The sequence below is a fragment of the Streptomyces bauhiniae genome (assembly GCF_004784475.1).
Classification (GTDB): Bacteria; Actinomycetota; Actinomycetes; order Streptomycetales; family Streptomycetaceae; genus Streptomyces; species Streptomyces seoulensis.
The window spans coordinates 640,252-655,078 of record NZ_SRRT01000003.1; the positions used below are offsets into that span (position 1 = coordinate 640,252).

The window sequence follows — 14,827 nt, forward strand, 5'->3', positions numbered from 1 at the left end:
AGGGTGAAATGACGCCGGTGGAAAGGGTGTTGAGCGTGCTTCGCTTCCATTTCTCGGCCGAGGATCTGGCCAGGACACGGGTCGCCGCCGCCCCGCACGCCCTGTGGGAGATCGCCGCGAGCCTCCACCGTTTCCAGACACCGGCCGGCCGCTGGGCCTACGCGCACTGGTACCGCACGGCCCGCGAGCGGTTACGGGAGGCGGGGCTGGAGAGCGCGGTACGGCAGCTCCTGCTCCCGCTGTATCCGCGCGCGTCGTACTGGCCGGACTTCCTCACCCCGCTGGAGGGCGCGGCCGGACTGGAAGCGGGGCTGAAGGCGATCCTGGCGACGCCCCCGGCCCAGGTGACGGCGGAACTGGCGGCGCTGGCCCGGATCAGACGCGTACCCCCGCACCTCGCCCGGCTGCCGGAGAAGGGGCCGCGCACCGAGCTGGTGAGCGTCCTGCGCGCCTACCACCGCGCGGTGATCGAGCCGCACGAGGAGTGGATGCACGAGGGCGTGCACACCGAGCGCGTACGGCTGGCCCGGCACTCCCTGGACGGCGGCACCGAGGGCCTGTTGAGCGGCCTGGGCCCGGCGGTGCGCTGGCGGCACCCCCGGCTGGAGATCAGCACGTACCCGACGGAGCTCGACATCCGCCTCCAGGGGCGGGGCCTGCTGCTGATCCCCTCGTACTTCTGCTGGAAGGGCCCGGTCTCCCTGGCCGACCCCGCCCTCCCCCCGGTCCTCGCCTACTCCCTCCACCACGAGCCACCCCGCCCGACGGCGGGCTCACCCTCCCTGGAGATCCTCCTGGGCCGGGCCCGCGCAAGGGTCCTCCGCGCCACCGCCGCCGGCGCCACCACCACCGAGGCCGCCCGCCGCGCCGGCGTCACCCCCGCCACCGCCACCCACCACACCACCGCCCTCCGAGACGCCGGCCTCATCACCAGCCACCGCCACGGAAACTCGGTCATCCATACGCTGACGTTGCTGGGGGCGACGATGGTGAGCCGGAATGTGCGGGAGGCCGACGGGTGAAGCAGTGCCGGGCGGCCCGCGATTGAAGATCCCGGATCACCTCCGGAGACGCCCCTAACGCATCCGCCGCGAGACGGAGTTCATCGTTCAGGGTCCGCCCGGTGTGCAGCGGCACGTCGGAGTTGAAGGCGACGGGAACCCCTGCCTCCAGGAACGCGGGGAGCGGGTGAGCGGCCGGTCCGGGGACGGCGCCCAGGGCCACGTTGGAGGTCAGGGAGACCTCCAGCAAGATCCCGTCCCGTGCCATCCTCCGCAACAGGGCGGAGCTGGTGGCTGCCGACACCCCGTGGCCGATGCGCTGGGCGCCCAGTACGTCGAGGGTCCGCCAGATGTGCTCCTCCGGGCCGAACTCGCCCGCGTGGACGGTCCGTCCGAGCCCTGAGTCGGCCGCGGCGCGGAAGAGAGGCACGGCAGGTCGTACGTCGGGGTGTGGGATCTCGTCGCCGGCGAGATCGACGCCAGTGAACACCGGCGGCAGTTCGGCGATCCGCTCGGTGACCATGGCGAGAAATGGTGCGGGGCTGTCCCGGTTGACGAGCAGGACGGCCCGCACCACGGGGGCGCGCAGGTGCGCCAGGCAGTCCTGGACGGTGTCGGTGAACTCCTGCCAGGTCATGCCGTCCCGCAGGAAGCGGCGCGGCGAGACGCGCAACTCCGCGTGGTCGACTCCCTGTTCGCGCTGCTCGGTGTGTACGTCGGCGAGGAAGCGCCGGAGGTCCTGGGCCGTGACGGGAACAGCGTCCGCCCGGTCCACCCGGTGCGCCTCGAAGAACAGGTGACGGTCGCCGAAGTCCCGCCCGGGCATGCCGAGTTCGCGCCGCTTGCGCTCCTCGGGTTCGAGGTGGAGGTGCAGATGGGGCAACACCGGCGTACGGCCGACCGGGGCGGGGGACGGAATCACTCCGCCTTCCTCAGCCAGAATTTGACCCAGCGCTGTATGTCCTCGGAGGAATCCTGTTCCTCCTCGACCCAGGACCGTACGACCTCGAACCGTGCCTGCCGGGCGAGCGTGACCAGGTCATCGATACGGTAATAGAAGAAATGCCGGAGAAATGCAGTGTCGGCCCCTATAGGCAAAGAGGCGTGCCCCTCTCCTTCCTTGACCGAAATGTGTGCGACGCCTCCAGGGCGCAGTACGCGATGGAATTCGGCCAGCGCCCTGAGTAATTGCGCCGACGGCAGATGAAGAAGCACCGCCGAGCACCAGACGCTGCCCATCGATGCACCGGCCAGCGGAAGGGCCCGCACATCACCGCTCACCTTGTGGACGCGGGGATGATCCGGTGCCAGGCCGAGCAGGGGCAGGCAGGCGTCCAGGGCGATCACGTCCTTGCCCGCGTCCGCGAAGGCCGCCGCATCGCGCCCGGCCCCCGAACCGGCGTCCAGCAGCGGTCCCTCGTGGGAACGGGCGAAGGCGACGATGTCCTGCGGCATCGACGAACCGGCGGCGAAGCGGCGGGTCCGTTCCGCGTAACCGGCAGCCGCGGCCCCGTAGGCGAGGAGGGTCTCGCGCATCTGCTGCTCCTCGGGTGAATCCGCCGCTCCGCCCAGCCGCCGGGCGGTGTCCGCGCAGTGATCGAGGAAGGGGAAGGCCGCCCAGTCCCACAGGTGGGGCCGCTCCAGCGTTTCCGACCAGACGCGGCGCGCGAACTGCGAGGGGAGATCAGGATCGGCCAACAGGTACACCTCGTCACGTTTCCATGTGCAGAAATAATAGTTTTCCCCGCGTCGCGCGGTGTCAACGACATCGGCGAACTCGGAGCTTTTCCGACTTCCCGGCGCCACGAACCGGGCAGAATGCGCCGGGTTGAGAAGCGGGAATATATGGAGGTGCGAATGTACGATGCAGGACCCGCCTCCGCCGTCGGTCGCACCGGAGGAGCCGTGCTCGACCAGGACGGTGGCGTGGCCGAGTTCCTTCTCGATCAGGCCGGCGTACCGCCAGGCGACGGAGAGCGCCTCGGCCAGTTCCCCGGCAGGCAGTTCGCCGAGGCTCGCGGTGTGCCGGTGCGGCACGATCAGCGCGTATCCCGGCAGCAGCGCGCCGAGTCCGGCCAGGACGTCGACCCCGCCGGTGCGCCGGATCAGGCGCGAGAAGCCCCGGCGCCGGACGCGCAGGCCGCCCCGCGGGGCCCGCTCCGGAACGAAGCTTCCGGTGGCGTGCGCCCCGAACGCGCTTACCTCGTCGCACATTTCACAGGGGGCGTCCTCCTCGGCCGACAGCAGGGCAAGCCCCTCCCGTAACCCACGGCGCGTGCCGGCATTCATCCGCTCGCCCCGGCCCGCGCGGCCCGCCGGTCCCAGATGACCTGGAAGACCATCAGCAGCACCGGGAAGATCAGAGCGGTGAGAAAGTCCTTCACGGAGAACTTCCCGGCGAGGAGCAGGGCCACGGGGACCCCGGTCGTCACGGCCGCGACGAGCCACAGGGCGAGCACGACCTTGCGGTTCCTGACCCAGTCGAACAACGCGTTCTGGATCAGCAGCCGTCTCGTCAGATCCTGGGCCACGTCCTCGCTCTGGACGATGGCACAGCCGGGGAAGAGCAGGGCCGCCTTGGCTCGTGGCGTGGAGAGGATGGCCGAGCGTGCCGAGGACAGGGCCGAGACGAAGGGCCACAGTGCCCACACCGACGGTCTCATCGGGCTGCGCGGGAGTTCCCAGTGGCCTCCCTCGAGCTGGGTGTCCATGATCGCGTTGACCGAGTCGAAGACCTTCTTCTGCAACGGGTCGACCACTCCGGTCGAGAGGATCGCGGAGAGGGCCAGCGGTCCGGCGAAGTGGGGCAGCGAGTTCTGGAAGACGGCCTGGATGTCGCCGTCCGCGTAGGGAACGTCGTACTCCTCCACCGTCGTGCTGCGCTCGACGTGGATGCCGGGCTCGATGCGTTCCAGCAGCCACTCCGCCGTCTGACGCATGGTGTTGGCGCTGAGTGCTCCGGGTGTCCGGGACAGCGCCAGCAGGGCGACGCTGGTGTGCAGCATCGTGGGCTCGGCGCCGGGGGTGGGGCCCCAGGCGGGGGTGCGGGCGTTCTGCCCGTCGATGAGCCAGCGCTGCGCCCCGGCCAGCGCGTCCGTCCCCGCCCCGCTCTCCTGGAGCGCCAGCATGTTCAGCGCGGTGTGGAAGACGCGGGAGGGCTGCCCGAGATAGGAGCCCCAGCCGAAGTCGACGTTCTGGTTCGCCCGGAGCCATTCCGCGCCACGTGCCAGCGCCTCACCACCCAGCACCCCGGTGCCCGGCCTGCTGAGCGCGCGTACCACCCACGACGTGGCCTCCGCGATCGGGAACCCGTTCGTCGTACGGACCGACCAGCCCCCGTCGGTGCTGTCGTCCGACGCCCGCTGCTGACTCAGCAAGTAGGCCACCACGTCAGGCGTCCGTTCGAACCGGACCCCGGCCACGCTGAAGCAGAACAGCCCCACGGCCGACGCGGTGACCCCCGGGCTCGGATCGTCCAGGTAGTGGTACCAGCCCGCCGCTCCCCGCACCGTACGGAAGTTGTGACGCAGACAGCCGAGCGCATGGTCGATGCTCGCCGTGAGGCCGGTACCTGATAATTCCGCGGTCGCGCGCACTGTCCAGTTCCCCCCGGTCGGCTCGGCCCCCGCATGAAGCGCCCCACCGGGCGCGCACCGGAATCGGTGCGAGGAGTATGCCCGTCCGGGCGGAAGGCGACACGGCCCCCTCGGGCTGGGCCGAAGGCAGTCATAGGGAGTTGGCGTTCATCTGGTTTTCATCTGGTGGGACGGGTGCCGTGGGGCCAGGCTGGGTTGGCGCGTACATGCTCATGCCGCATCGCCCACGCCCCCGCTCCTCACCGGAGGTCAGCAGTGTCCGGCAGAAACGTCCCTCGTCGCGGCCGTGCCGCCGTGGCGTCCGCTCTCGCTCTCGTCGCCGCCGCGGCCGGGCTGTGGTCGGGGGTCGGCGGGTCCTCGCCCGCCCAGGCCGCGGCCGCCGTCCCGACCCCGGACCACACGGTCGTCGTGGTCTTCGAGAACCACGCCTACAGCCAGGTGATCGGCTCGTCCAGCGCGCCGTACATCAACTCGCTGCGCACCGGCGGCGCGAGCCTCACCGCGTCCTACGCCGAGACCCACCCCAGCCAGCCCAACTACTTCGCCCTGTTCTCCGGTTCGACCCAGGGCATCACCGACGACAGTTGCTACACCCCCGGCTTCTCCTCCGCGCCCAACCTCGCCTCCGAGCTGATCGGCGCGGGCAAGTCGTGGGCCAGCTACAACGAGACGCTGCCCAGCCAGGGTTCGACCACCTGCAGCAGCGGCGACTACGCCCGCAAGCACAACCCGTGGTTCGGCTTCAGCAACGTACCCACGTCCAGCGCCAAGATGTTCACGCAGTTCCCGACGGACTACTCGACGCTCCCGCAGGTGTCGTTCGTCGTCCCCAACCTGTGCAGCGACATGCACGACTGCTCGGTGTCGACGGGTGACACCTGGCTGAAGAACAAGCTGGGCGCGTACGCGAGTTGGGCGAAGACCCACAACAGCCTCCTCGTCGTCACCTTCGACGAGGACAACCGGCTCAGCGGCAACCGCATCCCGACGGTGCTGTACGGGCAGCGCGTGACGGCGGGTTCGACTTCGTCGACCACGTACAACCACTACGACCTGCTGCGCACGCTGGAGGACTTGCACGGCCTGCCGCACGCCGGCAACGCCGCCTCCGCCAAGGACATCACCGGCATCTGGACTCCGTGACATGTACGTAGCGGACAGCCGCGCGACGGCGTCCGCGGCGGACGCCGTCCGGCCCCGGGCCGGGCGGCGCCTCACCGCGGTCGCGCCCACCGTGCTGGCGCTCGGCACGGTCAGCCTGATCACCGACGTCTCCTCGGAGATGGTCACCGCCGTGCTCCCCTTGTACCTGGTGGCGGGCCTCGGTCTGTCCCCGCTGGGCTTCGGGCTGCTCGACGGCATCTACAACGGCGTCTCGGCGCTGGTCCGGCTGGCCGGCGGCCACCTCGCCGACCGGGGCGGCGGGCGCCACAAGTGGGTGGCGGGCGCCGGGTACGCCCTGTCGGCGGCCTGCAAGCCCCTGCTGCTGGTGGCCCAGACGCTCACCCCGATCGGCCTGGTACTGGCCCTCGACCGCACCGGCAAGGGCCTGCGCACCGCCCCGCGCGACGCGCTGATCTCCCTGTCCAGCACCCCCGCGACCCGCGGCCGCGCCTTCGGTGTGCACCGGGCGATGGACACGGCGGGCGCGCTGCTCGGTCCGCTGGCCGCGTTCCTCGTCCTGCGCGCCACGGTCGACGGCTACGACGCGGTCTTCACCGTGAGCTTCTGCGTGGCGGTGGTGGGGGTCCTGGTACTGGTGCTGTTCGTACCGGGAGGCGCGGCCGCTCCCGTCGCCCAGAGCGCCACCCGTACGACCCTGCGCGCCGCCTTCGCCCTGCTGCGCCGCCGGGACCTGCGGCGCATCACCGTCTGCGCCCTGCTGCTCGGCCTCGCCACGGTCAGCGACTCGTTCGTCTACCTGCTGCTGCAACGTCGGCTCGGCGTACCGGACCGCTGGTTCGCACTGCTGCCCCTCGGCACGGCGGCGGCCTTCCTGCTGCTGGCGGTGCCGCTGGGCCGGATCGCCGACCGGGTGGGCCGCTGGCGGATGTTCCTCACCGGCCACCTCACCCTCCTCCTGGCATACGGCCTGCTCCTCTCCCCCTGGCACGGCCCCGCCCTGCCGTACACCGTCCTCCTCCTGCACGGCGCCTTCTACGCGGCGACCGACGGCGTACTGATGGCGGCGGCCGCCGACACCGTGCCCCCGGAACTCCGCTCGTCCGGCCTCGCCCTGGTCCAAACAGGCCAGGCCCTGGCCCGCTTCACCTGCTCACTGACCTTCGGCGCGGCGTGGACGGCGTGGGGGGACCGCACGGCTCTGGCCGGGTCGGCCGTGGCGCTGGCGGTGTGCGGGCTGGTGGCGCTCGCCTTGCGGCCGATCGCCCCGGAGAGTCCGGCATGAACCTGCGTGCCCGCGTTCTGGTCCTGGTACCGGCGCTGCGCAGCCTGGTAGCCGGCGCCCTGCATCCCGGTACTGGCGAGGCCGGGAGCCCCTGCGTTCCCGCACCCTGATCCTGGTACCGGCACTGCGCGGCCTGGTAGCCGTCGCCCCGGGTCCCGGTACTGGCGAGACCGGCATGCCCCCGGGTGCCCCCGTCGCCGTCGCCCCACATCCCCGACCCTCGAAAGGCCCGCATGACCCTCCGTTCCCGCGTCCTGATCCTGGTATCGGCGCTCGTCGTCCTGGTAGGTGTCGCGACGGCATCCGTGCTGCACGCGTCCGCGCGGGCCGAGCGGCGCGACCAGGCCCGCCCGGACGGCCCACGGATCACCGCCGGACGGCTCACGCTGACCGGAGGCAACCCCCGCGTCGTCTTCCGGAACATGGCATGGGGCCCGCACCGCGACGAGCTGGTGTCGGCCCCGGCGGACGACCCGTCGGGCCCGCGCACCGCGTCCGGCGTCAAGTGCCTCCGCTTCTACGCCGCTTCGGGCACCGGAGTCTGCCTGCAAGCGGTGCACGGGCCGGTGCAGGACACCTACCGCGCGGTGATCCTGGACGCGAGGCTGAAGGAGCGGGCACGGTACGACGTACCGGGCATCCCCTCGCGCGCCCGGGTCTCCCCCAGTGGCCGGTTCGCCGCCTGGACGGCGTTCGTGGGCGGCGACTCGTACGCCGGTACCGCCTTCTCCACCCGGGCGGCGATCGTCGACACTCGTACGGGAAGGCTGACCCCCACCCTGGAGGCGTACCGGATCGTCAAGGACGGCCGGCCCTACCGCGCGGCGGACGTGAACTTCTGGGGCGTCACCTTCGCGGCCGACGACCGCACCTTCTACGCCACCATAGCGACGCACGGCAGCACCTACCTGGTCCGCGGCGACCTGCGCACCCGCACGCTCACCACCCTGCACCCGAACGTCGAGTGCCCGTCCCTCTCCCCGGACGGCACCCGCATCGCCTACAAGAAACGCGTCAAGAGCGCCCCGAAGGACGCCCCCTGGCACCTGTACGTCCTGAACCTGAGCACCGCCCGCGAGACCCCCCTCGCCGAACCCCGCAGCGTGGACGACCAGTTGGTCTGGCGCGACAACCACACCCTGATCTACGCCCTCCCCGGCGACTACGGCGCCGACCTCTACACGGTCCCGGCCGACGGGAGGGGCAAGGCCCACCGCGTGGCAACTGCCGCAGTGTCTCCGGCGTACGTCGACTAGCCCCGACCAGGACGGTGTCCAGGACGAGGCCGGCGCCGACCGTCCCCCGTGGTTCGTTGCTCATGAGGGCGCGGGTGTGGTGCAGGCCGACGAGCATCTCGAAGATCACCAGCGCGTCGACGCCCTCCCGGACACCGCGACGTCACCGCTTCGCGCGAGATCCGAGGGTTCTTGGACGTGCCCGGCCGGCGATGCCGACGCGGCCCGCCGACGCTTCGGGCGAGCATGGGGCGAGCAGACGCTCTTGGGGCCCCTCTCAAGGAGACCCGTACTGCCGAAGTCTGACGCTCCGCCGCAGGTGAGAACGGCGTTACGGCGGAGCGCGAAGGTGGGGCGGGTGGGACTCGAACCCACGGCCGACGGATTATGAGTCCGCTGCTCTAACCGGCTGAGCTACCGCCCCTCGCGGCGTGTCGCGTACAACTGTGCGCGCCGTCTGCCGCAGCATAGCCGCTCATACGATCTCCTGCTTCGGATGGTCGGCTTCCGCGCTGCTTCCCTGACCTGGAACGACGCTCCCCGCTCGCTCAGAGACTCCCGGACATGAAAAAGGACCCCGCAGGGTCCTCGTCCACCGTCCTCGTCCAACGCGCTCCCCCGACTGGACTCGAACCAGTAACCTGCCGGTTAACAGCCGGCTGCTCTGCCAATTGAGCTACAGGGGATCGAAGCTCCCCCGACTGGACTCGAACCAGTAACCTGCCGGTTAACAGCCGGCTGCTCTGCCAATTGAGCTACAGGGGATCGCTTCGTCTGCATCGAACGCATCCACCTGGGTATTCGCCAGGGGGCGGGCGCTCGCTGCGACACATACATTAGCGCAAGCAGGGGGGTGCTCCGCCAATCGGTTCGCCTCCGGCGCCGGCACCGCACCACAGACCCCCGTCAGGGACTACGCAAGGAAGGGTGGCCCACATGCGCTACCGGCTCACGTTCGTCGCCGGACTGGCCGTCGGATACGTACTCGGAGCACGCGCCGGCCAGCAGCGCTACGAGCAGATCAAGAAGGCCGCTCGCGGGGTCGCGCAGAACCCCGCCGTGCGCAACTCCGCCGAGACCGCCGCCCAGCAGGGCAAGGTCTACGCGGGCAAGGCACTGCACACGGTCAGCGAGAAGGTCGGCGATCACGTCCCCGAGTCGTTCACCGACCGCGTTCGCTCCCGCCTGGGCCGCAACGGCCACGGCCGGCCGGCCGAGGACGACTGGGGCACCAGCCACCCCTGAACCGGCCACCCCACGCACGTGCCCCCTGAAGCGCGGCTCCAGGGGGCACCGGCGTACCGGCGGGAGCAGTCCGCGCACTGCGGCAGAATTTGAGCCATGGGGATAGTCGCCGGGTTGGACAGTTCGCCCGCATTCACTCGCATCGTGGTCTGCGACACGGACACGGGGGCCGTGCTGCGTCAGGGGTACGCCCCGCATCCGCTGGACGTGCCGGACGGCGCCCCGCGCCCCAGTGACGTCGACCCGCAGGCGTGGCTGCTCTCCCTGGGGGAGGCGGCGGGCGGCGGGCTGCTGGAGGGCGTGCAGGCCATCGGCGTCTCCACGCAGGCGGGCGCCGTGGTCCCGCTGGACGCCCAGGGCAACACCGTGCGCCCCGCGATGGCCGGGGCCGACAAGCGGGCCCAGGTGGCCGCCGCCGACCTGATCGACGCGCTCGGCAGCCGGGAGGCGTGGGCGCAGGCGGTGGGCTGTGTGCCGCAGGCCGCCCGGCCGGTGACCAAGCTGCGCTGGCTGGCGAAGAACGAGCCGGAGAACGCCAGCCGTACCGCCGTACTGCTCCAGGCGCACGACTGGCTGGTGTGGCAGTTGCTGGGGCGGCCGGTGCGCCGGACCACCGACCGGGGCGGCGCCTCGGGCACCGGGTACTGGTCCGCCGCCACCGGCGCCTACCGGCCCGACCTGGTCGAGCTGGCGCTCGGCCACCAGGTGGCGCTGCCCGAGGTGATCGGCCCGGCCGAGGCCGCGGGCACCACTCCGGAGGGGCTGCTGATCTCCGCCGGTACGGGCGAGACGATGGCCGCCGCGTTCGGCCTCGGGATCGGCCTGGGCGACGCGGTGGTCTCACTGGGCGCCTCCGGGTCGGTGATGGCCGTGCACACCGAGGCCCTGGCCGACCAGACCGGGATGATCACCTCCCTCGCCGACGCCACCGGCATGCACCTGCCGGTCGTCACCACGCTGAACGCCGTACGGGCCCTGCGCGGCACCGCCGAACTGCTGGGCCTGCCCGACCTGGAGGCCCTCTCCGAGCTGGCGCTGCAGTCCACCCCCGGCTCGCACGGCCTGGTCCTGCTGCCCTACCTGGAGGGCGAGCGCACCCCCAACCTGCCGCACACCGCGGGCACCCTGGCCGGGCTGCGCCGGGAGTCGATGAAGGCCGTGCACCTGGCGCGGGCCTCCTTCGAGGGCATGCTGTGCGGGCTCGCGGACGCGCTGGACGTGCTGCGCGGCCGGGGGGTCGCGGTGCGCCGGATCTTCCTGCTGGGGCAGGCCGCCGAGCTGCCCGCCGTACAGGCCATGGCGCCGTCGCTGTTCGGGGTGCAGGTGGTCGTGCCGCAGCCCGCCGACTACGCGGCGATCGGCGCCGCCCGCCAGGCCGCGTGGGCCCTCGGGGCCGCGCAGGGGACCCTGGACCCGCGTACCCCGCCCGCCTGGCACGGGGCGGCCGCGCAGGTGCTGGAGCCCGGTGACGATCTGGCCGTGGGGCAGGCGGTGCGCCAGCAGTACGTGGCGGTGCGGGAGCAGACGCATCCGGGGGCGTTCCGGCCGTAACCGTACGTACCGGACGGAGCCGGCGGGGCACCCGATGGGTTAATCGGTTGAGGTAACACCGGTGGAGTGCCCGACGATAGGGCCATGGGCGGTTTCACCGCCCCACCGCCGACTCCGAGAGACAAGCGTGCTCATACGACTTCTGCGGACCTGTCTCAGGCCCTACAAAAAACCCATCGCCCTGCTGGTGCTGCTGCAGCTCCTCCAGACCAGCGCCACGCTGTACCTGCCCACCCTCAACGCGCACATCATCGACAACGGTGTCGTGAAGGGTGACACGGGTTACATCCTGACGTTCGGCGCCCTGATGATCGGCATCTCGCTGGTCCAGGTCGTCTGCAACATCGGTGCCGTGTACTTCGGCGCCCGCACCGCCTCCGCGCTCGGCCGGGACCTGCGTGGCGCGGTCTTCGACCGGGTGCAGTCCTTCTCCTCGCGGGAGCTGGGCCACTTCGGCGCGCCGTCGCTGATCACCCGTACGACCAATGACGTGCAGCAGGTCCAGATGCTGGTCCTGATGACGTTCACGCTGATGGTGTCGGCGCCCATCATGTGCGTCGGCGGCATCGTGCTGGCCCTCGGGCTCGACGTGCCGCTGTCGGCCGTGCTGATCGCGGTGGTGCCGGTGCTGGGCATCTGCGTGATGCTGATCGTGCGCCGGCTGCGGCCGCTGTTCCGGTCCATGCAGACCCGGCTGGACACCGTGAACCGGGTGCTGCGCGAGCAGATCTCCGGCAACCGCGTCATCCGCGCCTTCGTCCGCGACGAGTACGAGCACGGGCGGTTCGGCAAGGCCAACGGCGACCTGACCGAGATGCAGCTCGCCACCGGGCGGATGCTGGCGCTGATGTTCCCCATGGTGATGACCGTGGTGAACGTGTCGTCCATCGCCGTGGTGTGGTTCGGCGCGCACCGGATCGACAGCGGCGGGATGCAGATCGGTGACCTGACCGCGTTCCTCGCCTATCTGATGCAGATCGTCATGTCCGTGATGATGGCCACCTTCATGTTCATGATGGTGCCGCGCGCGGAGGTGTGTGCCGAGCGCATCCAGGAGGTGCTGGGCACCGAGTCCAGTGTCGTGCCGCCGGCTGAGCCGGTCACCGAGCTGCGCGGGCGCGGACACCTGGAGATCCGGAACGCGGGCTTCCGCTATCCGGGCGCCGAGGAGCCGGTGCTGCGCTCCATCGACCTGGTGGCCCGCGCGGGCGAGACCACTGCCGTGATCGGCTCGACCGGCAGCGGCAAGTCGACCCTGCTGGGCCTCGTCCCCCGGCTGTTCGACGCCACCGAGGGCGAGGTCCTGGTGGACGGCGTGGACGTCCGCGAGGCCGACCCGGCCCTGCTGGCCCGCACCGTGAGCCTGGTCCCACAGAAGCCGTACCTGTTCGCCGGCACCGTCGGCAGCAACCTGCGCTACGGCAAGCCGGACGCCACCGACGACGAGCTGTGGGCGGCACTGGAGACCGCGCAGGCCAAGGAGTTCGTGGAGCGGCTGGAGGGCGGTCTGGAGGCGCCGATCTCGCAGGGCGGCACCAATGTGTCGGGCGGTCAGCGCCAGCGTCTGGCCATCGCCCGCACGCTGGTCCAGCGCCCGGAGATCTACCTCTTCGACGACTCGTTCTCCGCGCTCGACTACGCCACCGACGCGGCGCTGCGCGCGGCGCTCGGCCGGGAGACGGCGGACGCCACCGTGGTGATCGTGGCCCAGCGGGTGGCGACCATCCGCGACGCGGACCGGATCATCGTGCTGGACGAGGGCCGGGTGGTGGGCTCCGGCCGCCACCACGAGCTGATGGCGGGCAATGAGACGTACCGGGAGATCGTGCTCTCCCAGCTGACGGAAGCGGAGGCCGCCTGATGGCCGGTCCCATGGGACGCATGATGGCCGGGGGCGGCCCCGACCAGCGGTCGATGGACTTCAAGAACTCGGGCAAGCGGCTGGTGTCCCAGTTCCGGCCCGAACGGGGCACCATCTTCGGGCTGCTGGCCTGCGTGGTGATCAGCGTGGGGCTGAGCGTGATCGGCCCGAAGATCCTGGGCAAGGCCACCGACCTGGTGTTCGCCGGCATCGTGGGCCGGCGGATGCCCGCGGGGGCGTCCAAGGAGCAGGTGCTGGACTCGCTGCGCGCGCGGGGCCAGGGCTCGGTGGCGGACATGCTGCGCAGCACCGACTTCACGCCCGGCCAGGGCATCGACTTCGACGCGGTCGGCCGGGTGCTGCTGCTGGCGCTCGGGGTCTTCCTGGTCGCGGGTCTGCTGATGGCGGTGGCGACCCGGCTGGTGAACCGGGCCGTGAACCGCACGATGTACCGGCTGCGCGAGCAGGTGCAGGCCAAGCTGTCGCGGCTGCCGCTGTCCTACTTCGACAAGCGGCAGCGCGGTGAGGTGCTCTCCCGCGCCACCAACGACATCGACAACATCGGGCAGACGCTCCAGCAGTCGATGGGCCAGCTGATCAACGCGGTGCTGACCATCATCGGCGTGCTGGTGATGATGTTCTACGTCTCCTGGCTGCTGGCGCTGGTCGCGCTGGTGACGGTGCCGCTGTCCTTCGTGGTGGCGACGAGGGTCGGCAAGCGGTCCCAGCCGCACTTCGTGCAGCAGTGGCGCACCACCGGCACGCTGAACGCCCACATCGAGGAGATGTACACCGGGCACACCCTGGTGAAGGTGTTCGGCCGCCAGGAGCAGTCGGCGAAGCAGTTCGCCGAGCAGAACGACGAGCTGTACGAGGCCGGGTTCAAGGCGCAGTTCCACAGCGGGGTCATGCAGCCGCTGATGATGTTCGTGTCCAACCTGAACTACGTGCTGGTCGCCGTCGTCGGCGGGCTGCGGGTGGCCTCGGGCACGCTGTCCATCGGTGACGTGCAGGCGTTCATCCAGTACTCCCGCCAGTTCTCGATGCCGCTGACCCAGGTCGCCTCCATGGCCAACCTGGTGCAGTCCGGGGTCGCCTCGGCGGAGCGGGTGTTCGAGCTGCTGGACGCCGAGGAGCAGGAGGCGGACCCGGTGCCGGCGACGCGTCCCGCCGAGCGGCGCGGCCGGGTGGAGCTGGACCACGTGTCCTTCCGGTACGACCCGGAGAAGCCGCTGATCGAGGATCTGTCGCTCACCGTGGAGCCGGGCCAGACGGTGGCCATCGTCGGCCCGACCGGCGCGGGCAAGACCACGCTGGTCAACCTCCTGATGCGGTTCTACGACGTCACGGGCGGCCGGATCTCGCTCGACGGGGTGGACATCCGCACCATGTCCCGCGACGACCTCCGCGCCGGGATCGGCATGGTCCTCCAGGACACCTGGCTGTTCGGCGGCACCATCGCGGAGAACATCGCCTACGGGGCCTCGCGGGACGTCACCCGCGGGGAGATCGAGGAGGCCGCGCGGGCCGCCCACGCGGACCGGTTCGTCCGTACGCTGCCCGAGGGGTACGACACGGTGATCGACGACGAGGGGACGGGGGTCAGCGCGGGTGAGAAGCAGCTCATCACCATCGCGCGGGCGTTCCTCTCCGAGCCGGTGATCCTCGTGCTCGACGAGGCGACGAGTTCCGTGGACACGCGGACCGAGGTTCTCATCCAGAAGGCGATGGCCAAACTGGCCGACGGCCGCACCTCGTTCGTCATCGCCCACCGTCTCTCCACCATCCGGGACGCGGACACGATCCTGGTGATGGAGAACGGCGCGATCGTGGAACAGGGCGCGCACGCGGAGCTGTTGGCGGCGGACGGGGCGTATGCGCGGCTGTACAAGGCCCAGTTCGCGCAGGCGGTAGCCGAGGTCGACTGAACC

General features: G+C 71.0%; 11 protein-coding genes and 3 tRNA genes. 8 read left to right on the top strand and 6 right to left on the bottom strand.

The features are described from left to right. Positions 1-35 precede the first annotated feature (35 nt). On the top strand, positions 36-1,022 hold the full coding sequence (locus E5083_RS13020) for a helix-turn-helix domain-containing protein (protein WP_135785803.1): 987 nt from the start codon (positions 36-38) through the stop codon (positions 1,020-1,022). Here E5083_RS13020 and E5083_RS13025 read toward each other — a convergent pair. From E5083_RS13025 to E5083_RS13035, 3 genes are read right to left on the bottom strand one after another with little or no spacing between them, the layout of a single operon-like run. Next, positions 955-1,923, bottom strand: coding sequence for an amidohydrolase family protein (locus tag E5083_RS13025; RefSeq protein ID WP_135785804.1), 969 nt, complete (start codon positions 1,921-1,923; stop codon positions 955-957). The two genes, E5083_RS13020 and E5083_RS13025, sit on opposite strands and share 68 nt — an antisense overlap. Beyond that, positions 1,920-3,290, bottom strand: a complete 1,371-nt coding sequence (locus tag E5083_RS13030; protein ID WP_135785805.1) for a methyltransferase domain-containing protein — start codon at positions 3,288-3,290, stop codon at positions 1,920-1,922. The genes E5083_RS13025 and E5083_RS13030 overlap by 4 nt, the downstream gene beginning before the upstream one ends. Next, positions 3,287-4,597 (bottom strand): prenyltransferase/squalene oxidase repeat-containing protein, encoded by a 1,311-nt coding sequence (locus tag E5083_RS13035; RefSeq protein WP_135785806.1) that lies wholly within the window; start codon positions 4,595-4,597, stop codon positions 3,287-3,289. Before E5083_RS13035 ends, E5083_RS13030 begins: the two co-directional genes overlap by 4 nt. Positions 4,598-4,852: 255 nt before the next feature. Here E5083_RS13035 and E5083_RS13040 point away from each other — a divergent pair, with 255 nt between their 5' ends. The 3 genes from E5083_RS13040 to E5083_RS13050 all read left to right on the top strand — a co-directional run bounded on the left by E5083_RS13040 (position 4,853) and on the right by E5083_RS13050 (position 8,260). Beyond that, complete coding sequence (locus E5083_RS13040) at positions 4,853-5,740, top strand: alkaline phosphatase family protein (protein ID WP_135785807.1); 888 nt, start codon at positions 4,853-4,855, stop codon at positions 5,738-5,740. 1 nt (position 5,741) lies between these two features. Next, entirely contained in the window at positions 5,742-7,004 is a 1,263-nt protein-coding gene (locus tag E5083_RS13045) for an MFS transporter (RefSeq protein WP_208754038.1), read from the top strand. A gap of 233 nt (positions 7,005-7,237) precedes the next feature. Beyond that, positions 7,238-8,260, top strand: a complete 1,023-nt coding sequence (locus E5083_RS13050; protein WP_135785808.1) for a TolB family protein — start codon at positions 7,238-7,240, stop codon at positions 8,258-8,260. A gap of 329 nt (positions 8,261-8,589) precedes the next feature. Here E5083_RS13050 and E5083_RS13055 read toward each other — a convergent pair. From E5083_RS13055 to E5083_RS13065, 3 genes are all read right to left on the bottom strand, one after another. After that, a tRNA-Ile gene (locus tag E5083_RS13055) sits at positions 8,590-8,663 on the bottom strand. Between the two features lie 189 nt (positions 8,664-8,852). Next, positions 8,853-8,925 (bottom strand) — tRNA-Asn (locus E5083_RS13060). Between the two features lie 6 nt (positions 8,926-8,931). Then, positions 8,932-9,004 (bottom strand) — tRNA-Asn (locus tag E5083_RS13065). A gap of 171 nt (positions 9,005-9,175) precedes the next feature. On the opposite strand from E5083_RS13065, the gene E5083_RS13070 reads away from it, so the two are divergent. The 4 genes from E5083_RS13070 (at position 9,176) to E5083_RS13085 (ending at position 14,824) form a co-directional block, all read left to right on the top strand. Next, complete coding sequence (locus E5083_RS13070) at positions 9,176-9,484, top strand: YtxH domain-containing protein (protein ID WP_135785809.1); 309 nt, start codon at positions 9,176-9,178, stop codon at positions 9,482-9,484. Between the two features lie 96 nt (positions 9,485-9,580). Further along, positions 9,581-11,035: a xylulokinase gene (locus tag E5083_RS13075; protein ID WP_135785810.1), complete on the top strand. Its 1,455-nt coding sequence runs from the start codon at positions 9,581-9,583 to the stop codon at positions 11,033-11,035. A 127-nt stretch (positions 11,036-11,162) separates the two neighbouring features. Beyond that, positions 11,163-12,896: an ABC transporter ATP-binding protein gene (locus E5083_RS13080; protein ID WP_135785811.1), complete on the top strand. Its 1,734-nt coding sequence runs from the start codon at positions 11,163-11,165 to the stop codon at positions 12,894-12,896. Beyond that, the gene (locus tag E5083_RS13085; RefSeq protein ID WP_135785812.1) at positions 12,896-14,824 is read left to right on the top strand and encodes an ABC transporter ATP-binding protein; all 1,929 of its coding nucleotides are present in this window, start codon (positions 12,896-12,898) and stop codon (positions 14,822-14,824) included. The genes E5083_RS13080 and E5083_RS13085 overlap by 1 nt, the downstream gene beginning before the upstream one ends. The last annotated feature ends 3 nt before the right edge of the window (positions 14,825-14,827 follow it).

Bases quoted from the DNA above. Each gene is read 5' to 3' on its own strand.
- E5083_RS13075 (WP_135785810.1), top strand. From the start codon at position 9,581: ATGGGGATAGTCGCCGGGTTGGACAGTTCGCCCGCATTCACTCGCATC.
- E5083_RS13030 (WP_135785805.1), bottom strand. From the start codon at position 3,290: ATGAATGCCGGCACGCGCCGTGGGTTACGGGAGGGGCTTGCCCTGCTG.
- E5083_RS13050 (WP_135785808.1), top strand. From the start codon at position 7,238: ATGACCCTCCGTTCCCGCGTCCTGATCCTGGTATCGGCGCTCGTCGTC.
- E5083_RS13045 (WP_208754038.1), top strand. From the start codon at position 5,742: ATGTACGTAGCGGACAGCCGCGCGACGGCGTCCGCGGCGGACGCCGTC.
- E5083_RS13085 (WP_135785812.1), top strand. From the start codon at position 12,896: ATGGCCGGTCCCATGGGACGCATGATGGCCGGGGGCGGCCCCGACCAG.
- E5083_RS13070 (WP_135785809.1), top strand. From the start codon at position 9,176: ATGCGCTACCGGCTCACGTTCGTCGCCGGACTGGCCGTCGGATACGTA.